The following is a 23,225-nucleotide window of genomic DNA, read 5'->3' as shown; positions in this document are numbered from 1 at the left end:
CCTCACGTCTTCGGACATGGAAACACCCCTCACTTCTCCTCGTTCATAGTTTCCTTGAGGGCCTTCCTCAGCAAACTCTCATCGATCAATGCCCTCTTACTCATCTCGGCTATCTTCTTCTCCATGGCCCTGTAGGCCGTGGAGTGCATAGATCCCTCCAACAGCGAGAACACCGCTTCTCTAGCGGCTACGACGTCATACGTCCTTCCGATTATGGAGACAGTGTGCCCGTAAACCGATATATGGGTATTGGTCCTGCTCTCTATATAGGAACGAGCCTTTCCCTTCTCTCCGATTAGCCTCCCCCTCATTCTCTTCAACGCATTCTTCCTAGCACCGACGAACCTCCTTATATCTATGACCTCGAGCACGTAATCATCCTGCAGGAGCTTCAACGCTATCTCGGGATTGAAACCTCTGCCTATCGCCCTTATCACCGATTCAAGCTTCATCGGCATTAGAGGATCTTCCGGAATATCAGGGAACCTTATTAGGACCTCGCCGGTTCCGCTGTCAACTATAATCTCGGCCCCGGTGAGCTCCTCTATCATGGCCTTGGTGGAACCCCTTTTACCTATCAGAACTCCTATCCTGTCCTTTGGTATCCTGACCCTGATCTCCTGCAAGAGTAAGACCCCCTCTCAAACTTCCTTAGTCCTAGCAAGCTCCTCGGCAAGCTTGTAAGGGTCCGGGACATCTATCCGGTATCGCTTTTTAAAAAATGAGGTGACCCTCTCCAAGTCCCTGATGAGTAGTGAGAAGGATAAAGGATGCACCGTGACCACCGCTTGGGACACGTCTATGATCCAAGGATGGTCCTCCCACACCATCACGTTATACTCACTGAGATCTCCGTGCACCAGATCCGCCCCTACGTACGACCTCCTTATATCCTCAAGTATCTCCTCGAGGTATCTCTCGGGATCCTCTAGATCAGTCTCCTTCAGTAGAGGGGCAGGTACCCCCTCTCTGCCTATGAACTCCATCACCAGCACGTTCCCCGCAACATCTACGGGCTTGGGTACCCTCACTCCCACATCCCTCAGTCTCTTGAGGTTTCTAAACTCCTTCTTCGCCCATAGGGGTATGATCTTATCTCGGTCCTTGACAGGAGGGAATCTGTGATCCCCTATGATATAATCCAGGTACTTCCTGAAGTTAGCGGTATAGATCCTGTATATTTTGATCGCTAGCTCGCCCTCGGGTCCCCTTCCAGCTAAGACTAGGGATTCCTTTCCAGCGCTTATGACCCATGTCAGATCGTCCAGCACTCCCTTATTGAACAGCTTCAGGAGTGACCTTATCGTCCTGTTATCGAAGGCCAGTTGCCTTACCTTGAAATACTCCTCATCCTTAATCCTCTTCCTACCGCGGTCCTTCTCCAGCAGTTCCTCTATCCTCTCCTCCAGCTCCTCGAACCTGTCAGACAAGCTGAAATCTCCCTCGAATCAGCCCTCCTTATAGAGCGCCCAGTCCTCGGGTATGTATCCCTTCTCCACCAGCCACTGAACCTGTTGGTGCGTGTATCTGACTACTATGTCCCCCCTATCCTTCTTGAAGGGCCATATTGACACGAGCACGATGTCCCCCCTCTTTATCCAAGATCTCCTCCCTCTGAGCTTGCCTCTTACCCTGCACACCCTGATAGCCCCGTCCGTGCACTCTACTCTGAAGTGTCCCTTCCCCAGCGGCTCCAATACCCTACCGAAGATCTCAAGCTCCTCTTCCACAGGAAGGAGTTCCTCCATCTCGGCATCTAAGGATCTCTCGATGTCGCTTCCTTTCTTCTTGGCTGCCTTCTTCTTAGGCAAATGACTCCCCCTCAGATCTTAGGTATTGGAGTCTCCGCACCGCAAGCTTGGCACCTGAGGACCCAAGCCTTCTTGATCTTCACTATGACTGTGTCCGGCCTCCCGCAGTGAGGGCATATCACGTAAGTCCTGATGAATCTCTCCACCCTGTTCTCCACCTGTCTGGGATCTATCCTCCTGCTCAATATGAGCTTCCTACCGTCCTCGGTTAGGAAGTAGGGAGAGCCCAATTCTTTGGACAGATACCTAGCTAGGAGCTTGGGATCCCTGTTTAAGGCGGTAGTTATCTCCTTGAAATTGACTATGTGAGTTTGCTTGCCTTCTATCGCAATTATGGGCTTAGGAGGCGTGAACCTCTCCCCACTAACCACAACGGCAGGTAGCTGCTCCCTAGCCTCTCTAAGCATCTCCAGATACTCCTCTTTGCTTGACATGTTTATCACCCCATCCAACGTACACGTATTTTCCGTTATCTTCGTATATTAAACCTAAGTCCTCCAGCTCATGGAGCTGGACGATGAGTTGACCCTCATCGACCTTGAGGAGATCAGCCATCTCCCTACCATCTAGAGGGCCTATTTCCTTGAGCAACTTGATTATAGTCCTTAAGTTAAGGGTTTCCGCTGTAGAAACACCTCTGGGAGCAGCCTGATATCTCAATTTCCTCCTTAAAACCTCAAGTTCTCTGAGAAAAATGGCATTAGGATCCCTTACCTTGATCACAAGAATAGGATACAGGTAGAGGGTGTCCCTCCAGCTCCTTATCCTGCCTATCACATCGACCAAGGAACCGGTTTCCAACAGCTTACCCGTGTCAGGATCTGTGATCCTGTCTATATCCTCCTCCCAAGCCTTAACTTGAATGCTTCCACTACCATCGTGCACCTCTATCCAGGCGAAGGTGCCGTCGTCGCTCATCCATGAATTGATGACCAATCCCATCACCCTCACCTTGGAGACGCTCCCCCAAGGTAATCGGAAGTAGCGCACCTGATTGATCGATATATCCTCGAATCTACCCTCTCTGAGCTCCTCTATCCACACTTTATGGGCGGGTTCCGGGATAGTCGAACTCATGCCATCTCCATGAAGCCTAGCTAATCCTTATATATAGGTCCAGTCCCTTATCGATCAGGGCTGGGGCCCGTGGCTCAGACTGGATAGAGCGCCCGCCTTATATGGCGGCTCCCGCTACAGGGACCCCAGAGGAAAAGCGGGAGGTCGGGGGTTCAAGTCCCCCCGGGCCCACCATTGCCCTTCCTCGGCGTCGATTTTACCCTCAGGAACAGTGCTCTGAGCGTGAGATACCACAGGTAGAGAGCTCCACCTAGAGCTAAGAAGCCAACTACAGCCTCTGTTAGGGCTATAAAGAGCCCCTTAGTCCCTAAAGTCGTGATCAGCACTTTAATCAAGAATAGTGACATCAAGATGAGTATCCATCCAGATATAATGCTATAGATGGCTAAGAGGAACCCCTTATCCACGATCTTCACCTCGGGGTGAGGAGGAAGAATGTGAAGCATGAAAGCAGCCCTGAGATCAGTGATATCACGACGACCTCCTTAACTATACGAGGTTCAACTTTACCCTCGTAACTCGTCAGTATGGCTATGAGAGAGATCGGCGCCTCTTTACTAGGATTCGCTCTTATAACCCCTCCTTCCACGATGACGGGCCGGACCCTTATATCCCTCCTCTCCAGCAACCCCCCTATCGAGACCAGAATGGAGAAACCTGAAACCATGAATGGGAGCAGCGATATAGCGAAGAAGGCCTCAGTGTTGGATATAGCCGCTACTGAGGCGAGAGCGGCCCCGACGAAGAGGGAATTGGAGTCACCACCAAATACCTTAGCTGGGTATCTGTTCCTCATGTAGTAGGGTATCAGAGATCCATACAGGGCGATGAGCGATAGCAGACCTGCGTGGCTGCCCAATGCGATCAGCACAGGCAATAGGGGAAGGGTAGAAGCGAAGACAGAGGAAGGCATCATCCCGTTGAGCGCATCCATCATGTTAACACCATTGGAGAAAACAGTGAATATGGCGGCCAGCACAATCCAGTAGATGTAGTAAAGCCTCGCTCTACCCAGTATGGGCAAGTAGGGCCTAGGAACTATCTCTCCACTCACCGCTAATAGGAGAGCAGGCACTATCAGGAGTAGAGGTTTCGTCTTGGGACCTAGAGGGGACAGATCATCAAGAAGTCCGATGAGGAAGGCCAACCCAGTTGAGGCGATAACTCCCTCAAGTGCCACGCTGCCAGCCAGATGCGATACGACCATCATAGATATGGCGAAGGACAAATAGACCGCGGGTCCCGCTGGCTCCGGGACCTTAGGTCTACCCGGTTTGTGGACATCCTCGGAGACATATCCCTTGCTCACCAGCCTAGGGATCCAAGTCCGATGGAACAGCTCAGACGCGACGAGGGATAGCACCATCGCAAGTGCTGTTAGGGGGATCCAAGTTAGCATTTTTATCAATAGCCAACCGGTGAGCACCGATAAAAAGATGCTTCCAGCTGATCCGGCCGTCAGCATCATCGCCAGCGTATGTCTGATATCGTCAAGCTTTGCGGTCACCTACTTGCTCACTGGGGTTTGGGAGAAGATCTCTAGGAGGAGGAAACTCGTCTCGAGGGATCTCCATAAACCTCGTGAACTCTGGGGAGTCAAAATAGGTGGATTGCCAGCGGCATTGACCTTAATAGGGGTCTTGGCAGCGACCTCCCTAATTCCTTCAATCGAAGCTTACCCTTTGATTACTGCTGCAGTCCTTTTCGCCTCAATGGGCCTTATAGATGACTTTATCGGCCTTAAAAATATGGAGAAGATAGTATTATCGGGGATACCTTTCCTCATGTTCCACAGCTCGCTGAAGCCATTCCCACCCTTCCACCAAGATCCACTCCTTCAGATAGTTGCGGTTACCCTATTCGGGATCTATGTGACCAATGCCTTCAACACTCTGGCCGGATTCAACGGCCTCGAAGCAGGATCCTCCTTCATAATATATCTAGCGTTAGCGATCCTATTGCTCGTGAGGGGTGACGCCTACGGGATCACCCTGCTGATCTCAGTGTCCGCTATATTGGCCTTCCTCCCCTACAACTGGTATCCCGCCAAAGCGTTTCCGGGGAACACTCTGACGTTCCTCTTAGGAGGATTTATAGGCTTCATTTCAGCTCAGAGGGGGGCTTACTGGCCTCTAATAATAATGACCATTCCTCACGGATTCGATTTCCTCTTAAAACTCATAAGTTGGGGGAGAACCGGGAAGAAGATCCCCACTAGGGTCGAACCTGATGGGACCCTGATCCCCCCACCGAACAAGTCTCTGGCATGGCTTCTCATCAAAATAGGAGTTAATAAGGAGTACGAGCTGGTGAAAGCTATTCTCGGGATCGAGGTTGTGTTAGCTGCTCTCTCTGTCCTTATATACCTTCCAAGATAACCACAGTCTCTTATTCGCGAATGAATCATCGATCCTGCCAATGGCTGTATTCTTGGGGGCGCTGAGCAACTCATCCGGGTCACTCCTAGCCAGATCGGCGAGCTCACCCATGGCATAAACATAGGAATCCAGCTCTTCCAAGCTATCCGATTCCGTAGGCTCCATCATGAACGCCTCCTGAACTATGAGCGGGAAGTACATGGTCGGTGGATGCACCCCTCTATCCATCAACGCCTTGGCGAAGTCGAGCGCCCTGACCCCATACTCCCTCCTGAATCTGGACAGGGATATGACGAACTCGTGCTTACACGGCCTGTCCTTTCCATAGGGAACCTCAAACCCCATATCCATGAGCCTCTTCCTGACATAGTTCGCGTTAAGAACGGCTATTCCCGAGGAGAGCCTCACACCTTCGCTTCCCAGTAGCTTTAGATAACCCCACGCCTTCACGAGGACACCTATATTTCCGTGAAACATCCTGACCCTCCCTATGCTCTTGGGGAGGTCGTAATCTAGGCGGTAGGTGTCACCCTCCCTCACTATTACGGGGACCGGGAGATAATCAGCTAGCTCCTCTATGACCCCTACAGCTCCAGCACCCGGGCCTCCCCCACCGTGAGGCGCGCTGAAGGTCTTATGTACGTTGAGATGGGCTAGATCTACTCCCATATCTGATAAGCGTACCCACCCCATTATCGCGTTCAGGTTAGCTCCGTCGTAGTAGAGGTAGCTGCCATTAGAGTGTAGGAGATCCGCTATCTCCAGTATATCGCTCTCGAATATGCCTAGTGTGTTGGGATTAGTTATCATCATCCCAGCAGTTCTCTCGCTAATGGCCGCTCTTAATGCCCCCATGTCCACAGTACCTTCCTCAGAGGGCGGAATCCTGACCACCTTGAATCCGGCCATTGCTGCACTGGCGAAGTTGGATCCATGGGCAGATTCCGGGATGAGGATTTCATCCCTTCTTTCCCCTAGGTCAAGAAACCTCTTTCTTATGATCAGGGCCCCGACTAGCTCACCGTGAGCTCCCGCTGCTGGCTGTAGAGTGAACTTGGGCAATCCCGTTATGGAAGAAAGCATCTCCTGAAGCTCGTAGAGGATCTCCAGTATTCCCTGAACACTCTCCTCAGGGGCATAGGGGTGTGCGTTCCTGAGGGATGGATGGGACTCCAGCTTCATCGCGACTTTTGGCGTGTACTTCATCGTACACGAGCCCAACCAGTACGGGCCGCTGTCGACCCCGTAATTCATCTGGGCTAGATGACTGTAGTGCCTGGCCACCTCCGGCTCGGTCAGTCCAGGCAATCCTATAGCTCCTCTCTGGAGGTCTTGGGGAATCAGGTCCTCCAGTTCTCCTACTTCCCTCCGTAGCTCGTCCTCCACTCTAGCAACTACGACACCTCCCTTCCCAATTTCCCCTAGTTCGAATACGGTGGGTTCTAAAATCCCCTCGCTGAGCTGCCACTTGGCCTGCACATATCTCCTGTTCATGAGCACACCTCCTCCATTAGTCTCAAGAGTAAATCTAAGTCAGCAAGCCGGTGTTTCTCCGTTGTAGAGAGCAGGCCCAGTTTTCCAGTCGAATCAGCGTCCGGGAATAGCTTGGATACTTGAAAGGCCCCTAAGATCCCGTTCCTCAACAACCAGCTGTTCACTTCACCCCAAGGTATTTCAGACACGACGGGGATCTCCTTGAAATGAAGAGAGTTCTCGAACAGGACGCTGAAGCATGGTAGATCGCTCAGCTTCCTCTTGAGGTACTCCGTATTGTATAAGATCTTCTCGGCGACGGATCTTATACCATCAGGCCCCAACAATGCCAGATAGATAGCTGCCCTCACGGCCATCAACGAGGAGTTGGTGGTTATATTCGAAGTAGCCTCCTCCTGCCTGATATGCTGCTCCCTCGTCTGGAGGACCATGGTATAACCGCGATACCTCCTATCTACGGTCTTGGTCATCCCTATTAACCTTCCAGGGAGCTGTCTGATGTGCCTAAAGCTCCTCCTCACCGCGAATATCCCCAATGATGGACCCCCATAGCTCATATATCCGCCCAAGTGCTGTCCTTCTCCAATCACTACGTCCGCTCCCAGCTCTCCAGGAGGCTTAACTATCCCAGCTAGTAGGGGATCAGTTCCAACGACGAGGAGTGCCCCCTTAGAGTGAGCTATATCAGCTACGTCCTCAATCCCCCTCTCAACAACGCCAAAGAAATTCGGAGTCTCCAGATACACCATACCAACGTTCTCATCCATACTAGCCGATAATTCATCGAAAGAGATCTCTCCACTAGCCTCCCGGTTGATCTCAACTATTTGGACATCGAGGGGTTCCATGTAGGTCTTCAGTACGGCCTTCCTCTCTGGATGGGTGGTCGTCGCGAGCAGAATCTTCTTCCTCTTAGTGACCCTAACGGAGAACCTCCCAGCCTCGCCCAATGCGGAGGCGTAGTCATAAAGGGAAGCATTCACCACATCCATACCCAGTAGCTCCGCCATGAGTGACTGATATTCAAAGAGTGCCTGTAGGATCCCTTGAGATATCTCGGGCTGATAGGGTGTATACGAGGAGTAGAACTCTTGGTTGGTAACTAATTCATCCACTAGGGGAGGCACGTAGTGATCAGCTATCCCTCCCCCCATGAAGCTCAGTTTAAAGGATATGTTCTTCTCCAGTTTTTCAGAGTAAAGAGCTTCCACTTCAGACTGTGTTAGAGATCTCCCGATTCCAGTAGGCTCATTAATTAAGATGGAGTCGGGAACATCGGAAAACAGATCCTCTAACTTATTAATGCCCAGATAATTCATCATCTTAGAGGTAATTAGGCCTGAAGCGTTGGGTATCAAGCTCTCTGCAGGCATTGGCATCGGATATTACACCACCAGATTATCTTAACACTATAGCACTTCCATGTCGTAAGCGCGGAGTGGAAATGATAATGACCATACAACAAGTTGCCAGTCATATCCCTAGATAAATCGAAGTAGAAAGTCAATTTTAGGATGTGCTGAGCCATCTTACTTCAATTTGAGCTACATTACCTGTTCGCGGCCCTGCTTCCGGAAAACATTGATTTGTTACCCTGAAACGTGACATTACTATATAAAGGATTCGCCACGAAAATATTAACAATACAATTACCATATCCTACTCAGTTAACTCAAACATACCTTAAGGTCGCGTATATTTCATTGATCTCGGTGGTATCATGGTAGTAGTATCGTTCCATATACCTCACTCCCTCATGAGGGAACTGGAGAAACTGGTCCAAGAGGTCGGTTTCACTAGCAAGAGCGAGGCCATAAGGGAGGCTATAAGACTCCTCATAAGGGAATATAAGAGGAGGAACACTGGAGGTGTGGCTTTCTGATGTTTGAGGGGATGCAGGAGACTGGATCTCCCCAAGGAAGGGAGATGGTGGACCTCTTCAGGAGGATCTTCAATGGACCAACTGACGACGAGTCTGGCATACCGATGATGGACGCCGCGAGGGCTATCGACTCCTTAGATACCCCAGTGAAGAGCGAGGATTACTCCGCTGGCAACATAGTCATAGTAGGGGTGGGAGGATGTGGCTCCAATACCGTTCACAACCTAAATAAGCTGGGCGTCGAGGGAGTCAGGCTCGTCGCCATAAACACGGACAAGGTACATTTGGATGGTGTAGAGGCTCCCCATAAGATTCTCATAGGGGAAAACATAACCAACGGTCTGGGCGCAGGCGGAAGGCCGGAGGTGGCGAGAGCCTGCGCAGAGCAAGATTCCCACAAGATCTCGGATGCCTTGGGAAGCAGACCGGATCTGGTCTTCATAGCGGCGGGTATGGGAGGTGGAACCGGGACAGGTGCCGCCCCTATAGTAGCGAAGATAGCTAAGGACAAGGGGGCTAAGGTGATAGGCTTCGTAACACTCCCCTTCAAGACCGAGGGGAGGCACAAATACAAGATAGCCCAAGAGGGAATAAGACAACTTAGAAAATGGGCCGATACAGTCGTACTCATATCCAATGACAAGCTCCTACATCTGGCTGGTGAGCTCCCGATAGATAAGGCCTTCGTGATGGCCGACTACACCCTCGCTATAATGGTGAAGGGGATAGCCGAGATCATCAGGAAGAGGACCATGGTGAATGTAGATCTCAACGACATAAGGACGCTCATGTCCGCTGGAGGAGTGGCGGCTGTGGGGATAGGGGAATCCAGCGATCCTAAGAGGAGGGCAGAGGAGGCTGTCAAGATGGCTCTTAGGAACCAGCTGATAGAGATCTCCCCAGACGGGGCCAAGGGAGCCCTAGTAGTCGTATACGGAGGGAAGAACCTCAAACTCACTGAAGTCCACCAGATAACGGAGATAGTGGCATCTAGGATGTCCAGCGATGCCATAATAAAGATAGGGGCCGACATGGACGAGCATCTTGGGGACAGCGTGAGGGTGATACTCCTGCTGACGGGTATAAAGTCCCCCGATGTCCTCGGACCGGAGAGGATAGGGCATATGCAACCCATTATCAGCACGGGTATAACGGCGGTGGACGGACAGTACGATCCCGTGAGCGTGATAGAGGATGCCTTAGGCAGAGCCTACGTGCTCTATTGAGTCAACCTCACTCTAACTATTTTCTCCTCCCTGTAACCTATTATCACCCTGATATATCCGGGGACATTCTCTAGGGGCTCGTCCACATCTACCAGCAGCTCCTCTATGTTCCTGATTTTGGAGGGAGTTGAAACTATCATGACATCCTCCCCCCAGTCGGCTCTCTTTATGGCGGGTATGAGCTGGTGATTCCCCCTTCCAAGGAGGAACGAGGTTCCCCCTATCGGGGTTAGAATAACTAACGGCCTATCCTGGGATCCCCCGATGATGGATTCCATCTCAAAGTAATCCACATCCTCCAAGTATTTCCCTCCTGTGATCACATCTACAGTTGAAGGGTTCTTCTCGTAGCCCATCTTGGCGGCTATAAAGCTCACAGTCCTACCTGGGCCTAGAACGATCAGTCCTCTCGCTTCCAATCTGCTTCTGATGTACCTATAAATCCCTTCGAGCACTACCTCATCTGGAGCCTCCATGCTCTTGCTGCCCTGCACCAAATGTGAGCAAGGTACTCTCAGCGTACCTATAACCTTGGGGGAGAAGGAGCCACTCCTGTAGTCTTCCTCCGGTATATCAACGACCTCTCCTACGGCTTCATCCAATCTTCCCTCTAAATAATCCCTCGCCACTCTCCCAGCATCCTCTGGAGTCTTTGCGAACACGGACGAGAACACCTTGACACCTGAAGGTATACCCAAGACCACTAACCTGTGGTTCACAACCTTCAACACATCTGCTGCCGTTCCGTCCCCACCTGAGAACAAGAGAAGGTCAACGCCCTTCCTGACGATCTCCTCAGATGCCCTCAGCGTATCCTCCCTCGTGCTGGGACTGGAGGGCGTGTACTCCAGAGGGATGAACTTAGATCCCAGACCAGCGGAGATAACGGAAATTTCGCCCATCTCTCCCCTTGGAGCGTATACAACCACGTCGATACCCCTGAAGAACTTCAAAGCCCTAGTAGCCCTCTCTAATGAGGTCTTCTTGAGCCCCCTCCTTAGCGCCTCAGCAACCGTCTTATGATCGTCTGTGCCCTTCCTACCGAGAGGACCACCGAGCCCGGCTATAGGGTTTACTATTAACCCAATTTTGCGCCTTTTCTTGTATATATTGCTCACCCACAATCTCAAGGTGTGCGAGGGAATTGAAAGGCATTTTCCCTTTGATGAGTTCAGGCCGGGACAGAGGGAGCTCTTGGCTGACCTGTGTCTTTCGTTGAGTGAAAGGGGTCTAGCACTCATAGAAGCCCCGAACGGGATAGGTAAGACGGCCACCGTCCTTACCGCCATGGAATATCTCTCGCAAAGGATTGGAGCTACATTCTTGTATCTCGTCAGGACCCACAGCCAGATAGATCGTGTGTTAGATGAATGTAGAAGGTTCAGCATGGTCAAGGTAGCTGCCTTGAGGGGTAAGAGGGAGCTGTGTTTGAACTGGAGGGCCAACCGCATCGCAAACTACTACCTCTTCAACAAGAGATGCGATGAACTTAGAGAGGAAGGAAAGTGCCCCTATTTCGCTAGAAACAGCCAGATAAATAAGGAGAGATGTTTTGATCCCCTAAATTTGGGCGGAAACGGATGTCCTTATTACGGATCCCTCAAGACCATAGCTAAGGGGAACTACGATGTGGTAGTTGCGTCATATGCATATCTCATGGATGAAGGCTTGCTGAAGTTCGTGGAGGGAACTCTCGGAGTCAGAAGATCAATCCTAGTAGACGAGGGCCACAACTTGAAGAAAGCGTGGCTGTCTAACCATTTTATCACAATAGAACGGGACCTACTCATCCCGATATCACACCACTGCTGGAGGATTAGAGATTTACTGTCATACTTTAAGAGGTCGAGGCTGAGCTACGTTGCTCTTCCCAAGAGGTATTTAGCTGCCTCCTTGGTCTGCGAGGGAACCGTCCCTAAAGAGGTTAGAGAGACCCTGATATGGCTGAGAGGCGAAGTCCTAGAAGCAGAAAAGGTCTTTCTATCCGGAGAGGGACTCCTTCTATTCAGGAGACCCAAGAGCACCCTAGAGGAGATTTTCAGCAAGTACGAATCGGTCGTTCTAATATCGGGGACATGGGGTGGGAGCGAGTCTAGGGGAGAATTCTTAGTGGATGCCAACTACAGAAGGGTATCCTTACCGAGATGGGGACGCCTAGAGGCGTACATAACGAGAGACTTCACCACGAGATTCGAAGAGAGGAGCAGCTATGAGTATTACAGGCTAGCTACTGCTCTAGCGGACTTGTCTCACACAGTATTAGGGAACATGGGAGTATTTGCCTCCTCATATGACATCGTACAGGGATTGCTTGACGCTGGCTTGGAAGAGCTCGTTGAGGGGCCTATCTTCGTTGAGAGAAAGGGAATGCGAGAGACAGAGAGGGCTTACCTCATCGAGAGATACAAGAGGTCTTGGAGACAGGGGGCCATACTTCTAGGGGTTCAGGGAGGCAGGAACAGCGAGGGCGAGGATTTTCCAGGGCCATACATGTCCACATCTGTGATTGTGGGGATGCAGTTCATGAAACCCGGTATCTTCAGATCCCTCACCCTCTCTCTATGGAGGAGATACTCGAGACTCGACAATCCCGAGCTTCTAATAGCGTGTAGATCCGCGGCTCAAGCGGCAGCTAGACCTGTAAGGTCATCTGACGATTTAGGATTTGTGGTGTTCGCGGATAGCAGGTTCAAGCTGTGTCTGAACCTATTCCCCGAATGGCTTAGGGGGATGACTAAGATTGCATCCCTCGAAGAAGTACCTCAGTTAGCCGATGAGTTCTTTAGCTCGAACGGATACTTACTCGAAGATGCAAGGGTGCCCCTCGATGGAGTTAATAGCAGCACCATCCCACTTGAAGGGAAGCCTCTTGAGAAAAGATATTAAGGAATCTCTAATGACAGGTTCAAAAGTAGCCTTGATATCCTTTGAGGGGTACACACTCCGAACGCTCGGAGAGGTCTTCGGACGGGAGAGAAACCTCCTGCTAATAGATGCTACCCTATCGGGGGGAATAGATCCACTCCTGATGCTCGCTCACCTGCTCGGGAGATATGATGGATTCATTGACGAGGCATACGGACCTTACGCTGTGTCTTTGAGCCTCTCTAATGAGTTCGGTAGCGCTAGAAGGAAATTTTTGATAGCCATGAATCTGCTGAGGTTCCTCGAGAGACAAATCCCCTCCCGCGTGAGGGCTTACACATCGTTTACTCAGTTAGACGCCCAGTTCCTGAGGGTTTTCGATAAGGTGACCTTTGTTAGGTGATAGATGATGTTAGATTTGACTATACTGATCTTGAAATCCCTCTGGTACATTCTACCCTCATATATGGCTAACATGTCACCGGTCATTTTCGGAGGGGGAAGACCCCTAGACATGGGGAAGAATTTCCTAGATGGAAGGAGGATACTTGGAGACCACAAGACCATCAAGGGTTTCACCTCCGGGATACTAATTGGCACATTAGTGGGATGCCTACAGGGAAGGTCCCTAGCGGGCTTCCTCCTCTCCTTGGGTGCAATGCTCGGGGATTCTCTAGGCTCTTTCGTGAAAAGGAGAATGGGAATAGAGGCCGGTGGTTCCGCCCCCCTTCTCGATCAAGAGGGATTCCTAATAATTTCCATCTTTCTCACTTATCCTGTGGAACCTCTGGATGTGGGGTCCATTCTATTCCTCTTGGCGGTGACTCCCGCGCTCCATAAGGGCACTAACGTGATAGCGCACAGACTAGGGTTGAAGGGGGTCGATCATTGAGATTCGAAGACCTCTCATTCCTCAAGGGGAGGATCCCCGATGAGTACTTGGAGAAGCTCATCGAAAAGGGTATATCGGTTAGGGACCTGCTTACCTTCTCTGAAAAGCAGCTTGCGGATGAGCTGGCTATCGATAGGAAAGTTGCTAGGGAGATATTGGACGTAGTTGCCTCAATTCTACTCAAACCCGTACCTGCCGATGAACTTCTAAGGGAAGAGAAGCCCATCCTGAGTACCGGAATCAAAAGGTTAGATGACCTACTGGGCGGGGGATTCCAAATAGGAACCATAAACGCTATATTCGGACCTCCAGCCTCAGGTAAAACGCAGTTCTGTCTCCATATGGCAGCTAGATCCCTATTAGATGAGCGTGAGGGAGGTGTAGCCTCTGAGGAGGCCATATTCTTGGATACAGAGGGAACCTTCGTTCCGGAGAGAATGAAGGCATTCCTGTACAGTAACGGCCTCGCAGACAGGGATCTATCTAGGGTGAGGGTGTTCTCGGCCCCGGGTGTATCCCAACTGAGGGTGGCCCTCAAGCTCTCCTCTGACTTCGTCAAAGAGGGTACCAGCAGGTTCGTCTGCGTGGATTCGATATCCTACCCTTTCAGGGGATATAAAGGGTTGGACGGCCTGAGAGAGAGACAGGAAGATCTCCAAGAGGCGCTGATGCTCGTGAGAAGGATCGCAGAACTGGACGCGGTGATCCTGATAACTGCTCATGCTGTCAGATGGGGTAAGGAGATCACCTCTAAGGGCGGTTTTGTTCTCGGCCATGTCCCCCACAACACCCTTTACTTCAGAAAGGCTAGGGAGAACCTAGTGATAGTATCCTTGGAGGACTCCTCTTACCTACCTCTGGGTCAGGCAGCCTTCAAAATAACCGAATTTGGCCTAGAATCCCCGTGATAATCATCTAAGGATTAAAAGGAATTGGAGTCATCCTACTAGGTGATCGCATGCACGAGGTCCCCGAGGACAGGTACTATACCAAGACCCACGAGTGGGTCAAGCTGGAGGGTGACACCGCTAGAATGGGCCTGACCTCCTATGCTGTGGAGGAACTAGGCGATATTACATATCTCGAGGTCAAGCCAGTGGGAACTAAGGTCAGCCAAGGGGAACCCATAGGACTGGTGGAGAGCAGTAAAACCACCGAGAAGATATATGCTCCACTATCAGGCGAGATCTCCGAGTTGAACAGGGAGGTCGGCGTGGTAGAGGAGGGAAGTGATGAAATTCCGATGGGCTTGGAGATGATAACCGAGGATCCATACGGAGAGGGTTGGATCATTGTTATAAAAGTGGGTCCGGAGGCTGAGAAGGAGATAAAGAACCTCCTCTCACCCGAAGAGTACAAGAAGCTCTTGGAGGAACACCGGTGATGGGGAAGTACGTCAAATCGATAAAAGACCCTATCCACGGTTATATAGAGCTGACTCGCCTCGAGCTGGAGATAGTGGACACCCTGCCGCTTCAGAGGTTGAGGAGGATAAAGCAGCTCCCCGGATCGGAGTACGTCTATCCCGGGGCAATGAACACGAGGTTCGAGCATTCCCTCGGCGTGATGCATCTAGCAGGGCTCATGGGAAAGAGGATAAGTGAGCAATCCGGAGATGATGATATAGTAACTCTTCTGAGGGTATCGGGCCTACTCCACGACATAGGCCACGGCCCCTTCTCTCACTCCTTTGAGCCCGTCTTGAAAAAGTCTCTAGGTATGACCCACGAGGAGATGAGCGTCCATCTCGTAAAGAGTACCGAGATATCGGACATCTTGGGGAGATGGGGCGTGAGGGTTAACGAGGTAACCGACCTGATAGAGGGCGTTCACCCCAGGAGGAGCCTCTCTAGGATAATAAACTCCTCGGTGGACGCAGATAAAATGGACTATACTGTTAGGGATTCCTATCACACTGGAGCTGGTTACAGTGTAGACATTCATAGGATCGCACTTAACTCATTAGAAATTAATGGGGATCTCGTCATCAATGCCAGAGCTCTAGAAGCGGTGGAATCCCTCCTAATGGCCCGATTACTATCTTTCAGGACAGTCTACTACCATAAAACATCAAGAGCAGTCCAACTGATGTTGGAGAGGGCGATGCTATCGGTGATTGACAGATTGAATCTCTCGAAATGCTTAGACGATCCGGAGGCCTTCCTCCATCTAGATGACTACACCATGTGGGATATCCTCAGGAGAGACGGGAGAAGCAAGGAGATAATGGATAGGCTGATGAGGCGCTACATACTCAAACTAGCGAAGGAGTGGTACAACACATCCCTTTCTGAGGAAGAGGTCTCCGACCTAAAATCTCACATAGCGGACCGCGCGGGCCTGAAGGACGAAGATCTAGTGGTGGACTCCCCCCGTATAGAGTTCATAAAATCCACAGATCTTCCCCTCCTATGGAGAGAGGGTTCCTTATTGGATCCCTTGGAGGCCTCTCCGGTCTTGAATAGGCTGAGGAACCTTCTACCGAGGATGGTGAGGGTCTATACGTGGCCACCTCACAGGGATAGGGTAAGACAGATATTGAAAGACCGACGCCCCGAGGATCTACTTTGATTTGCCGAGTTACTGGGAACCATTTTTAGCTTAGAGGTTTAGTTGTAGAGCGGGGTCCCCCATATTAGGTAAGGAATTCTTAGTGTGCGGAGAGAGCTGCAGGAAGGTTCTATCAATGACCCTGATAGGACTATCGAGACTTCACGGGACTCATGAGGAGAGGGAGCTCTGGTCGGGCTCTACCCCCCAAGTGAAGAAGGGTTATGTGTCCTACGAGGTAGTTCTACTGGAAGAAGGGGAGAAACCCTCCCCCTTTCAAGGAGGGAACGCAGTTAAGCATGTCATAAAGGTTCTACACGGTCCCGAGGATCCCATAGGAGAGACCCACAGGTTCAGGGTGACATTAGGCTACTATTACATAAGTGGAGGAAGGGCCATCCACCTCAAGAGGGACATCTACCAGGTAGATGTCCGGGGGGTTGAGGGAGGTGCGTTGGTCTCGTTAAAACTCGAGAAGGGCTTATCTAGGATAGGGTACGATGAACTGATCTCTAAAATCATGGAAAAGGCTCAAGAGTCTAGCTGGGAATCTAAGATAGTTTACGCCTCCTTTCCTGACGAGATAAGCTCCTGTAGATAGAGTTGGTTTTCTCGATCGCCTCCAGTAGAGAATTTATCCTCGATAAGTCGTCGTCACTCAGTTCCTCACCCGCCTCGTGGACCATCCTGTCCAGATGTCTTATTAGATCCCTCATTACTCTCTCCATCACTAATCTCTGTTCCTCTATCCTTACCCCTTCCTCAGAACTTACCAAGATGACCTTGGTACCGCATACCGCACAGACAACCTCTCCACCGGGGGTTTCGAAGAGGGGAGATCCGCAGACGGGACATGTCTCGGGGAGCATCTTCCATCCCTTGAGCAGGGCCTCCGCCAGCTTTCTACTCCTCTCCTCCGGACCCACGCTCCCCGACATCGAGTGCTCCCCTTAGCTTAATCGCTTAGGTAATAATTTTTTAAGTCGATGAGGCACGATCCTATCGGAGCCTGCTTGATTCGGAGGTGATTGTTATGGCCACCAAGAAATCCCAGAAGATTAAGGAGTATGAGCAGTTCCTATCAGAGGCCATCCAAAGGCTTGATAAGATTTCTCAGGATAGGAGTGTCCCAAGAAATATAAGGAGAGCCACGACCGAAGCGATTGAGGCTCTCAGAGATGAGAACTTCAGTTATGGGGTAAGGGCCAATAAGGCCATTTCCATCCTGAATGAGATAGTAAATGATATCAACATGCCCTTCCCGACTAGGTCCGAGATCCTCCTAATAATCGGCCTCTTAGAGAGGATAAGGGACTAAAGGTCCCTTTTTCTGCACAGCGCCGAGATCAATTCGCTCTTAAGGAGGATGTTCTCCCATAACAGCACCTTACTTCCCGAGGTATCTTCCGTGACAAGTCTCATCAGATCAGACAGAGAGGAAACCGAGTAGGAGATTAAGTGGTATAGATCGTCAGCTACTGGCCGCTGCTCCAGTAACGACTTTATGTTCTCCAAGCCCCTCAGAATGGGTTTCAGCTCTCCTAGATCAGCTGAAATATTACGCAACCTTTCAATTACCCTATCAAGCACTTCGGCGTAGTTCCTTACTCTCTCCTCCCCTATCGAGCTATGAGGCTCACAGCATAATCTGACAGATCTGGCTAGGGCATCCAACATGCCCATCGCCGCCCCTATCTCCCTCCTCAGGTTAGCCCTCCTTGAAGTCCTAGTGCCCACATCGCTCAATATCCTCTCCCGAGCCCACTTAAGCTGGGATTCTAAATCGCTGATCTTAGAGCTCAGGGCAGATAATTCCCTCCTCAATTTGATAATCGCTTGAGGTCCGTACTCATCGAGAAATCCCATGAAAGAGGCCCTATCTACCTCCGCAAGCTCCAATATCTCCTCGGGAACATCTCCGGCCAGATCATCGAAACAGGTGATTCCCGTCTTGGAGAGTAGGTCAGCCAGTCTCTCCCCAACTTCACTGCCGAAGTAGCTCTTCAGTGAGCTGAGGAGGTAATCGGAGACACGATCTCTTCTCATACTACCATCCCTAAGGAGTGCCGGGGGAGGGATTTGAACCCTCGACCTTCCGGTCTTCAGCCGGACGCTCTCCCCCTGAGCTACCCCGGCAGTCAACTGGTGGACCGGGGGGGACTCGAACCCCCGACCTCCCGCATGCCAAGCGGGCGCGCTACCAGCTGCGCCACCGGCCCCGAACCATCATGGACGATATGGGAATTTTAACCTTTTCTCCACGCGAGGCCCTCCCACGGGGTGAACCGATTAAACGGTCATTGAGGGTTATACGACCCTTAAACCCTTCCACCTCACCTTGTTGGCCCATTCGTACCTTCTCATTCTCTTACTCCTTCCAAAACCGCATGCTGTGCAGTAACCCTTCCTTACATTGTACGAGTGCCGTCCGCACCTCCTGCACCTGATGTGGGTTCTGCCCCTACCCCTTCTACCCATTGACGGAGTTCCTTTCACCATAACAGTACCCCCTCACTCCATTTCTATCTTCGGTGTGGATATAGCGATCACGTTGTCTCCCCTTATTAAAACCCTCTTACCTATTCTGTTCTGTTTAGTCTCCCCATCGGGGGTAGTATATATCTCCTCAGCGTTGTCCAAGATGAGGTTGAGGTGGTTGTCGTAGGCCCTCAATATTCCCCTAACGAATATGCCATTCTTCAAGGATACCAAGATGTTTGTGTTAACGCTCTTGGAGAGGTATCTCATGGCGCTGGACATGTCGGTTCCCCTCGTTGATTCATTGAATAAGGAGGCTTTTCCCTTTTAAATAGGTTTTGGATGCGATATCTGGGATCAGATCTGAGGGACTTGTCAGGACAATCAGCTCCCTGTAAAGGGACCTCCGTTGGAAATTCTCTCCCATCCCCATATAAAGCGATCGGGGAAAGGAAAATCCTCTTTTCATGCCCCCAGTCGAGTAGTCTTTAAATATGTGTTGAGGTGGAATTACCGAAGCAAGTTCGTGGGGGTTGTACTTTGGGTTTCTTCAGAAAGCTCTTCGGAAGGGGAGAGGAGGAGTACGAGGAAGAATACCCTGAGGAGGGGTATGAGGAGGAGATTGAGTACGGAGATCTAGATTACGAGGTAGAACCGGCGAAGGCTAAAGTTCTAGCTGAGAAGGCGATCACTGTAAAGCCCATGAGTCTGAGAAACGCTGAGGATGTCGAGCAGGTTCTCAACGAGATAAGTGAGGGCAATATAATTCTTCTGAGATACGATGACCTGGCTGCTGAGGGTGAGGAGAAGCTGAGGTTCATCATACAGAGGCTAAAGGAAAGGGTTCTGGAGATGGGTGGGGACTTGGTGCTGATAAGGGACAGGGGCTATCCCCCCATACTAATAGTCCCTAGGTTCGTGGAGATATGGCGCAGTCCCGAGTGACTCCCTCTTTTTAGGTGAGTTCAAGCCAGCTTGAACGTCTCTCCTATGTGAGGAGCGGAGAACCTCATCCCGCCTATGCTCTTGTGGGCTAGGGGGATGAACGATCTTATTTTGCTCTCCTCTCCGTGTACTAGGAAGACCCTGTGTGGCCTAGGCTCAACCGTATTCAGGTATGTGAGGAGCTGCACCTTGTCGGCGTGAGCCGAGAACCCCTCGACGACATGAACTTTGGCCCTCACCTCGACCGTGACTATTTCACCTTCCTCGTTGGGCACCCTGATCTCCCTAGCTCCGTCCCTTATCCTCCTGCCCAAGGTTCCCTCTGCTTGGTAGCTCACCAGCACTATGGAGTTATCCTCATTCGGTGCCATGAGCCTCAGATACTCGACACTAGGACCTCCTGTGAGCATTCCCGAGGGAGCTATAATCACAGCAGGTCCTCCAGTGGTCACATCAGGCCTCTCATCGGGCCCGCCAATGAAGTTGAAATGGGGATCGGTGAAGGGATCCCTGTCCTCCTTGAAGACCCTGTTCCTGACGTAGGAGGAGAGGTAGTCCGGATAAGCTGAATGGATCGCTGTCGAGTCGTAGATCATGCCATCTAAGTAAACTGGTACGTCCGGAAGTGTTTCCCTGCGGAACCCATCCACTAGGGAGAGCATTATCTCCTGAGCCCTGCCTACAGCCAAGGCGGGTATGAGGACCTTCCCTCCCCTCTCTGTCGTCTCCCTTATGATGGAAAAGAGAGTTTCCTCAGCTTCCCTGAGGCTGGGCAGCACATCCCTCTCCCCACAGTACGTACACTCCATTACGAGGGTCTCCACCCTCGGGAACCTCCTCATGGCCTTATCTAACAACTTGGTATCTCTGTACCTGAAATCTCCGGTGTAGAGGATGTTATGTCTGGCGCTCTCTATGTTGAGGTGGGCCAAGCTCGAACCCAGTATGTGTCCAGCGTTGTAGAGGGTGAGCTTTATGTCTGGAGATATGTCGACGGTCTCTCCGTAATCCAAGGTAATCATGTGGTTCATCAGATTCACAACATCCCTCCACGAGAAGAATGGTGTTATTCCCATCTTCTGGGAGAGATTCAGATAGTCGTAAAGTAGGAGCATTATCAGGTCCCTAGTGGGTTTCGTCAAATATACGGGACCCCTATATCCATACTTGAACAGGAGAGGTAGAGCCCCAGAATGATCTAGATGGGCGTGAGTCACCACAACGGCATCGAGTTCCTCCAGCCTGAATATGGGAAGATCGAACCTTGGAAACGGATTCCTACCGCCCACGCTTATCCCGCTATCTAGTAGTACGGTGCTTTCATCCGTGTGAACTAGGATGGCGCTCCTGCCCACCTCCCTGGCCGCCCCCAAGAATGTGACGAACAGGCCCCTATCAGCTCCCACTGAGGGCCTATATATCCTAGAAGAGAGCCTCTTGAGGATTCTCTTCCTCTCGGCAGATCCGGATATCAAGATGCTGTAAAAGGTCTCCAAGAAGGCTGACTTTATTGTGGGAGCCCTTATTATGATGGGTCTCCATCCTGTCTCCTTCAGGATCTCCAGTATGTTCGAACCGCCCTTCCCGACGACGTAACCCGTCCTCTTAGCAATTATGTACACCTCGTTAGTCTCATGAACAAATTTTATATCAATTATCTCGGCTTTCTGAGGAACTAGCTTCCTTATGAACTCTATAGTGGCACTTTCGTCCTTGAGAGGCTTCGATGCCAGTACTATAATTTTCTTCTTCAGGGTCTTCGCGGCGTTAGTGATGGCATCGGGTATGTCCAATATCTCCTTGGGATCCTCCGCGTAAACGACGACGAAAGGTCCCTCCAAATCGACCTTGGTTATCCTAGCGTACTGGGAGAGGTATTCCCTAACTCTCCTTTTCAGCTGCTCTACGGGCTGCAATCAGACACCCTCATCCCGAAAGCTCCTTCCACAACTCAGTAACCTCCTCCCTAGAGAGGAACCTCACGCCACCTCTGTCTATGACCACTACGTCAATTCCGTCCCCAGTAGCCGAGTCCCTAGAGAGGGCGGCCATCATCCCAGAGATGACGAGCCTGAGAGCGCTCTCTTCATCCATATCCGAGGAGTACCCTTCCTCTATAACTGAAATGGCAACCGGAGATCCGGAACCTGTGGCTAGATAATCTTCCTCGGTCAGCGTTCCGAAGAAGTCCACATTGAATAGGTGCGGACCCTCCCTGTCTATACCCCCAACTATCAAGTGGGCCATGAGGAAATAGGGTCTGTAATTCCTCAGCATCACGGACAGGAGCTTCGCCATACCCTTCAAGTTCAGTGGCCTCTCCATATCTAGCTGGTAGAGTTCGGCCATGGCCTTTATGTGGTTGACTAGGTACTGTCCATCAGCGACCAGCCCCGAAATAGTAGCGACCGCATAGTCAGTCAACTGGATGGTTTTCACAGCGCTCTTGCTGGCGACAAAGGTACCACTCGTAGCCCTCTTATCCGAGGCGATTATCACCCCATCCTTGAACTTGACACCGACAGTCGTAGTTCCTTTCAGCAGCTTCTCTAGCTGCTCGGGGACGTCAGCACGTGCCCCTTTAGTCCTAACACCATGGAACATAGAACCACCTTTAGGTGAGGTTAAGTAGCTTCCCCCTCACTGGGGATAATTGAATTAAAAGGATTCCGCTGAATCAGCATCGGTGCACTTAAATGACTGATGGAGAAAGAGTAGGCTTAGTACCATCCTCTATAGCTAAAAGAGGGTTCAAATTCACCTTTGAGGGGATATCAGAATCATGTAAGACCTGCAAGCTGAGGTCGGCATGCGTTGACGGGTTGGAGATGGGTAGGGTATATGAGGTCGTGGAGGTCAGGAAGAAGAGGTTTCCTTGCCCTTTGCACGGTGAGGTCGTGCTGGCTACCTTGAGGAAGGCCCATATCCTCGTCGCTCTACCATCTGGCCTCATAGAGGGAGCTACTATGCAGTATAAGAGAATGGAGTGCGAGGATATCTCATGCAAGAATTACCCATACTGCAAACCGGAGGGGATAGTGCCCGGAGACAAGATAAAGATCGTGAGGGAGGTGGGCCCTCTATCCGGTTGTTCCAAGGTGGTTGGCTTCAAAATATACGAGGTTGAGGTCAGGTGATCTCAACCTCCAATCAGGACTCTCAAGTCTGAGACTCTTCACCTTCCGACTCCTTCTTGGGGATTTCGAATTCCTCTAGGAAGCGAACCTTTCTAATGCTCTTGACGTGCCTCATTATCAGGGAGAGGGATCTTATCTTCCTTGAGTAAGCGTCCCTCAGCACGTATGCCTTGGAAGGGAGCTCTACAGTCACCACGCCCTCCTCCACCTCCTCGACCTTTATGTCCTCCAGGGGCACGTCGAACGAGTCCGCCACTATAGCCCTCACCTTATCCAAGTCATTCTCTATCCTCCTGATCACCTTTCCGGATACCACCAGTTCCCTGCCCGCCAAGGGGTGGTTGAAGTCTATGGTAACTCTCCCACCGGTTATGGACTGGATTGTCCCTCTCTGTCCGTCCACATAGACAGTCTCCCCGATCTGGGGCCTGATACCCTCCCTTTCCAGTCTCTTCACCGAGAACACCCTGATCTTTCCCCTATCGTAGGG

At 51.1% G+C, this 23,225-nt stretch carries 29 protein-coding genes and 3 tRNA genes; 14 read left to right on the top strand and 18 right to left on the bottom strand.

Annotated features, from left to right (window positions below; translation table 11 throughout):
• Nucleotides 1-29 precede the first annotated feature (29 nt).
• The 5 genes from QI197_01435 to QI197_01415 are packed head-to-tail and all read right to left on the bottom strand — an operon-like array spanning nucleotide 30 to nucleotide 2,888.
• Entirely contained in the window at nucleotides 30-626 is a 597-nt protein-coding gene (locus tag QI197_01435) for a KH domain-containing protein (GenBank protein ID MDK2372027.1), read from the bottom strand.
• Between the two features lie 15 nt (nucleotides 627-641).
• Nucleotides 642-1,430 carry a serine protein kinase RIO gene (locus QI197_01430; GenBank protein ID MDK2372026.1) on the bottom strand — a complete coding sequence of 263 codons (789 nt, stop codon included), beginning with the start codon at nucleotides 1,428-1,430 and terminating at the stop codon, nucleotides 642-644.
• Between the two features lie 18 nt (nucleotides 1,431-1,448).
• Entirely contained in the window at nucleotides 1,449-1,811 is a 363-nt protein-coding gene (locus QI197_01425; protein ID MDK2372025.1) for a translation initiation factor eIF-1A, read from the bottom strand.
• A gap of 11 nt (nucleotides 1,812-1,822) precedes the next feature.
• Nucleotides 1,823-2,245 carry a translation initiation factor IF-2 subunit beta gene (locus QI197_01420; protein ID MDK2372024.1) on the bottom strand — a complete coding sequence of 141 codons (423 nt, stop codon included), beginning with the start codon at nucleotides 2,243-2,245 and terminating at the stop codon, nucleotides 1,823-1,825.
• The gene (locus QI197_01415) at nucleotides 2,211-2,888 is read right to left on the bottom strand and encodes an OB-fold nucleic acid binding domain-containing protein (protein ID MDK2372023.1); all 678 of its coding nucleotides are present in this window, start codon (nucleotides 2,886-2,888) and stop codon (nucleotides 2,211-2,213) included. The genes QI197_01420 and QI197_01415 overlap by 35 nt, the downstream gene beginning before the upstream one ends.
• Nucleotides 2,889-2,951: 63 nt before the next feature.
• Here QI197_01415 and QI197_01410 point away from each other — a divergent pair.
• Nucleotides 2,952-3,062 (top strand) — tRNA-Ile (locus QI197_01410).
• 238 nt (nucleotides 3,063-3,300) lie between these two features.
• On the opposite strand, the gene QI197_01405 is transcribed toward QI197_01410, so the two are convergent.
• The gene (locus QI197_01405; GenBank protein MDK2372022.1) at nucleotides 3,301-4,287 is read right to left on the bottom strand and encodes a hypothetical protein; all 987 of its coding nucleotides are present in this window, start codon (nucleotides 4,285-4,287) and stop codon (nucleotides 3,301-3,303) included.
• Between the two features lie 19 nt (nucleotides 4,288-4,306).
• On the opposite strand from QI197_01405, the gene QI197_01400 reads away from it, so the two are divergent.
• Nucleotides 4,307-5,266, top strand: coding sequence for a hypothetical protein (locus QI197_01400; protein ID MDK2372021.1), 960 nt, complete (start codon nucleotides 4,307-4,309; stop codon nucleotides 5,264-5,266).
• Here QI197_01400 and gcvPB read toward each other — a convergent pair.
• Nucleotides 5,228-6,760 carry an aminomethyl-transferring glycine dehydrogenase subunit GcvPB gene (gene gcvPB / locus QI197_01395; protein ID MDK2372020.1) on the bottom strand — a complete coding sequence of 511 codons (1,533 nt, stop codon included), beginning with the start codon at nucleotides 6,758-6,760 and terminating at the stop codon, nucleotides 5,228-5,230. The genes QI197_01400 and gcvPB overlap by 39 nt on opposite strands.
• The gene (gene gcvPA / locus QI197_01390; GenBank protein ID MDK2372019.1) at nucleotides 6,757-8,139 is read right to left on the bottom strand and encodes an aminomethyl-transferring glycine dehydrogenase subunit GcvPA; all 1,383 of its coding nucleotides are present in this window, start codon (nucleotides 8,137-8,139) and stop codon (nucleotides 6,757-6,759) included. The genes gcvPB and gcvPA overlap by 4 nt, the downstream gene beginning before the upstream one ends.
• Nucleotides 8,140-8,480: 341 nt before the next feature.
• Here gcvPA and QI197_01385 point away from each other — a divergent pair, with 341 nt between their 5' ends.
• Both QI197_01385 and ftsZ read left to right on the top strand, forming a co-directional pair.
• Nucleotides 8,481-8,642, top strand: coding sequence for a ribbon-helix-helix domain-containing protein (locus tag QI197_01385; protein ID MDK2372018.1), 162 nt, complete (start codon nucleotides 8,481-8,483; stop codon nucleotides 8,640-8,642).
• Entirely contained in the window at nucleotides 8,642-9,868 is a 1,227-nt protein-coding gene (gene ftsZ / locus QI197_01380; GenBank protein ID MDK2372017.1) for a cell division protein FtsZ, read from the top strand. The genes QI197_01385 and ftsZ overlap by 1 nt, the downstream gene beginning before the upstream one ends.
• Here ftsZ and QI197_01375 read toward each other — a convergent pair.
• Nucleotides 9,862-10,998, bottom strand: coding sequence for an ATP-NAD kinase family protein (locus QI197_01375; GenBank protein ID MDK2372016.1), 1,137 nt, complete (start codon nucleotides 10,996-10,998; stop codon nucleotides 9,862-9,864). The genes ftsZ and QI197_01375 overlap by 7 nt on opposite strands.
• Nucleotide 10,999: 1 nt before the next feature.
• Here QI197_01375 and QI197_01370 point away from each other — a divergent pair, with 1 nt between their 5' ends.
• The 7 genes from QI197_01370 (at nucleotide 11,000) to QI197_01340 (ending at nucleotide 16,776) form a co-directional block, all read left to right on the top strand.
• Nucleotides 11,000-12,754, top strand: coding sequence for a helicase C-terminal domain-containing protein (locus QI197_01370; protein MDK2372015.1), 1,755 nt, complete (start codon nucleotides 11,000-11,002; stop codon nucleotides 12,752-12,754).
• 10 nt (nucleotides 12,755-12,764) lie between these two features.
• On the top strand, nucleotides 12,765-13,136 hold the full coding sequence (locus QI197_01365; protein MDK2372014.1) for a hypothetical protein: 372 nt from the start codon (nucleotides 12,765-12,767) through the stop codon (nucleotides 13,134-13,136).
• Nucleotides 13,137-13,142: 6 nt separating this feature from the next.
• Entirely contained in the window at nucleotides 13,143-13,625 is a 483-nt protein-coding gene (locus QI197_01360; protein ID MDK2372013.1) for a CDP-2,3-bis-(O-geranylgeranyl)-sn-glycerol synthase, read from the top strand.
• Complete coding sequence (locus QI197_01355) at nucleotides 13,622-14,533, top strand: ATPase domain-containing protein (GenBank protein MDK2372012.1); 912 nt, start codon at nucleotides 13,622-13,624, stop codon at nucleotides 14,531-14,533. Before QI197_01360 ends, QI197_01355 begins: the two co-directional genes overlap by 4 nt.
• A gap of 50 nt (nucleotides 14,534-14,583) precedes the next feature.
• Nucleotides 14,584-15,009, top strand: a complete 426-nt coding sequence (gene gcvH / locus QI197_01350; protein ID MDK2372011.1) for a glycine cleavage system protein GcvH — start codon at nucleotides 14,584-14,586, stop codon at nucleotides 15,007-15,009.
• A complete protein-coding gene (locus QI197_01345; GenBank protein ID MDK2372010.1) occupies nucleotides 15,009-16,196 on the top strand; it encodes an HD domain-containing protein in 1,188 nt (395 codons plus the stop codon). Before gcvH ends, QI197_01345 begins: the two co-directional genes overlap by 1 nt.
• A 115-nt stretch (nucleotides 16,197-16,311) precedes the next feature.
• The gene (locus tag QI197_01340; protein MDK2372009.1) at nucleotides 16,312-16,776 is read left to right on the top strand and encodes a hypothetical protein; all 465 of its coding nucleotides are present in this window, start codon (nucleotides 16,312-16,314) and stop codon (nucleotides 16,774-16,776) included.
• Here QI197_01340 and QI197_01335 read toward each other — a convergent pair.
• Nucleotides 16,727-17,113: an Sjogren's syndrome/scleroderma autoantigen 1 family protein gene (locus tag QI197_01335; protein ID MDK2372008.1), complete on the bottom strand. Its 387-nt coding sequence runs from the start codon at nucleotides 17,111-17,113 to the stop codon at nucleotides 16,727-16,729. The genes QI197_01340 and QI197_01335 overlap by 50 nt on opposite strands.
• Before the next feature lie 95 nt (nucleotides 17,114-17,208).
• On the opposite strand from QI197_01335, the gene QI197_01330 reads away from it, so the two are divergent.
• On the top strand, nucleotides 17,209-17,493 hold the full coding sequence (locus tag QI197_01330; protein ID MDK2372007.1) for a UPF0147 family protein: 285 nt from the start codon (nucleotides 17,209-17,211) through the stop codon (nucleotides 17,491-17,493).
• Here QI197_01330 and QI197_01325 read toward each other — a convergent pair.
• From QI197_01325 to QI197_01305, 5 genes are all read right to left on the bottom strand, one after another.
• On the bottom strand, nucleotides 17,490-18,221 hold the full coding sequence (locus tag QI197_01325; protein MDK2372006.1) for a hypothetical protein: 732 nt from the start codon (nucleotides 18,219-18,221) through the stop codon (nucleotides 17,490-17,492). The two genes, QI197_01330 and QI197_01325, sit on opposite strands and share 4 nt — an antisense overlap.
• A gap of 18 nt (nucleotides 18,222-18,239) precedes the next feature.
• Nucleotides 18,240-18,311 (bottom strand) — tRNA-Phe (locus tag QI197_01320).
• A 7-nt stretch (nucleotides 18,312-18,318) separates the two neighbouring features.
• Nucleotides 18,319-18,394, bottom strand: a tRNA-Ala gene (locus tag QI197_01315).
• A gap of 88 nt (nucleotides 18,395-18,482) precedes the next feature.
• Nucleotides 18,483-18,674 (bottom strand): 50S ribosomal protein L37e, encoded by a 192-nt coding sequence (locus QI197_01310; GenBank protein ID MDK2372005.1) that lies wholly within the window; start codon nucleotides 18,672-18,674, stop codon nucleotides 18,483-18,485.
• A gap of 12 nt (nucleotides 18,675-18,686) precedes the next feature.
• Nucleotides 18,687-18,935 (bottom strand): LSm family protein, encoded by a 249-nt coding sequence (locus tag QI197_01305; GenBank protein MDK2372004.1) that lies wholly within the window; start codon nucleotides 18,933-18,935, stop codon nucleotides 18,687-18,689.
• A 258-nt stretch (nucleotides 18,936-19,193) separates the two neighbouring features.
• Here QI197_01305 and sepF point away from each other — a divergent pair, with 258 nt between their 5' ends.
• Nucleotides 19,194-19,598, top strand: a complete 405-nt coding sequence (gene sepF, locus QI197_01300; GenBank protein ID MDK2372003.1) for a cell division protein SepF — start codon at nucleotides 19,194-19,196, stop codon at nucleotides 19,596-19,598.
• A 20-nt stretch (nucleotides 19,599-19,618) separates the two neighbouring features.
• Here sepF and QI197_01295 read toward each other — a convergent pair whose 3' ends face one another.
• Nucleotides 19,619-21,514 carry a beta-CASP ribonuclease aCPSF1 gene (locus QI197_01295; GenBank protein MDK2372002.1) on the bottom strand — a complete coding sequence of 632 codons (1,896 nt, stop codon included), beginning with the start codon at nucleotides 21,512-21,514 and terminating at the stop codon, nucleotides 19,619-19,621.
• Between the two features lie 10 nt (nucleotides 21,515-21,524).
• Nucleotides 21,525-22,202: a proteasome subunit beta gene (locus QI197_01290; protein ID MDK2372001.1), complete on the bottom strand. Its 678-nt coding sequence runs from the start codon at nucleotides 22,200-22,202 to the stop codon at nucleotides 21,525-21,527.
• 92 nt (nucleotides 22,203-22,294) lie between these two features.
• On the opposite strand from QI197_01290, the gene QI197_01285 reads away from it, so the two are divergent.
• Nucleotides 22,295-22,735, top strand: coding sequence for a UPF0179 family protein (locus tag QI197_01285; GenBank protein MDK2372000.1), 441 nt, complete (start codon nucleotides 22,295-22,297; stop codon nucleotides 22,733-22,735).
• Between the two features lie 22 nt (nucleotides 22,736-22,757).
• Here the strand turns inward: QI197_01285 and QI197_01280 are convergent.
• On the bottom strand, nucleotides 22,758-23,225 hold a 468-nt coding region (locus tag QI197_01280; protein MDK2371999.1), incomplete at its 5' end, for a hypothetical protein.

The sequence above is a fragment of the Thermoproteota archaeon genome, assembly GCA_030130125.1.
GTDB lineage: Archaea > Korarchaeota > Korarchaeia > Korarchaeales > Korarchaeaceae > Korarchaeum.
The sequence above is the reverse complement of the archived record's forward strand: the minus strand, read 5'-3'. Positions and strand labels throughout refer to the sequence as shown.

Excerpts from the sequence above, each read along its gene's own strand:
- QI197_01420 (MDK2372024.1), bottom strand. The coding sequence starts at position 2,245 with ATGTCAAGCAAAGAGGAGTATCTGGAGATGCTTAGAGAGGCTAGGGAG.
- QI197_01415 (MDK2372023.1), bottom strand. The coding sequence starts at position 2,888 with ATGAGTTCGACTATCCCGGAACCCGCCCATAAAGTGTGGATAGAGGAG.
- QI197_01405 (MDK2372022.1), bottom strand. The coding sequence starts at position 4,287 with ATGCTAACTTGGATCCCCCTAACAGCACTTGCGATGGTGCTATCCCTC.
- gcvPB (MDK2372020.1), bottom strand. The coding sequence starts at position 6,760 with ATGAACAGGAGATATGTGCAGGCCAAGTGGCAGCTCAGCGAGGGGATT.
- gcvPA (MDK2372019.1), bottom strand. The coding sequence starts at position 8,139 with ATGCCAATGCCTGCAGAGAGCTTGATACCCAACGCTTCAGGCCTAATT.
- QI197_01385 (MDK2372018.1), top strand. The coding sequence starts at position 8,481 with ATGGTAGTAGTATCGTTCCATATACCTCACTCCCTCATGAGGGAACTG.
- ftsZ (MDK2372017.1), top strand. The coding sequence starts at position 8,642 with ATGTTTGAGGGGATGCAGGAGACTGGATCTCCCCAAGGAAGGGAGATG.
- QI197_01365 (MDK2372014.1), top strand. The coding sequence starts at position 12,765 with ATGACAGGTTCAAAAGTAGCCTTGATATCCTTTGAGGGGTACACACTC.
- QI197_01360 (MDK2372013.1), top strand. The coding sequence starts at position 13,143 with ATGTTAGATTTGACTATACTGATCTTGAAATCCCTCTGGTACATTCTA.
- gcvH (MDK2372011.1), top strand. The coding sequence starts at position 14,584 with ATGCACGAGGTCCCCGAGGACAGGTACTATACCAAGACCCACGAGTGG.
- QI197_01345 (MDK2372010.1), top strand. The coding sequence starts at position 15,009 with ATGGGGAAGTACGTCAAATCGATAAAAGACCCTATCCACGGTTATATA.
- QI197_01340 (MDK2372009.1), top strand. The coding sequence starts at position 16,312 with ATGACCCTGATAGGACTATCGAGACTTCACGGGACTCATGAGGAGAGG.
- QI197_01335 (MDK2372008.1), bottom strand. The coding sequence starts at position 17,113 with ATGTCGGGGAGCGTGGGTCCGGAGGAGAGGAGTAGAAAGCTGGCGGAG.
- QI197_01330 (MDK2372007.1), top strand. The coding sequence starts at position 17,209 with ATGGCCACCAAGAAATCCCAGAAGATTAAGGAGTATGAGCAGTTCCTA.
- QI197_01325 (MDK2372006.1), bottom strand. The coding sequence starts at position 18,221 with ATGAGAAGAGATCGTGTCTCCGATTACCTCCTCAGCTCACTGAAGAGC.
- QI197_01310 (MDK2372005.1), bottom strand. The coding sequence starts at position 18,674 with ATGGTGAAAGGAACTCCGTCAATGGGTAGAAGGGGTAGGGGCAGAACC.
- QI197_01305 (MDK2372004.1), bottom strand. The coding sequence starts at position 18,935 with ATGTCCAGCGCCATGAGATACCTCTCCAAGAGCGTTAACACAAACATC.
- QI197_01290 (MDK2372001.1), bottom strand. The coding sequence starts at position 22,202 with ATGTTCCATGGTGTTAGGACTAAAGGGGCACGTGCTGACGTCCCCGAG.
- QI197_01285 (MDK2372000.1), top strand. The coding sequence starts at position 22,295 with ATGACTGATGGAGAAAGAGTAGGCTTAGTACCATCCTCTATAGCTAAA.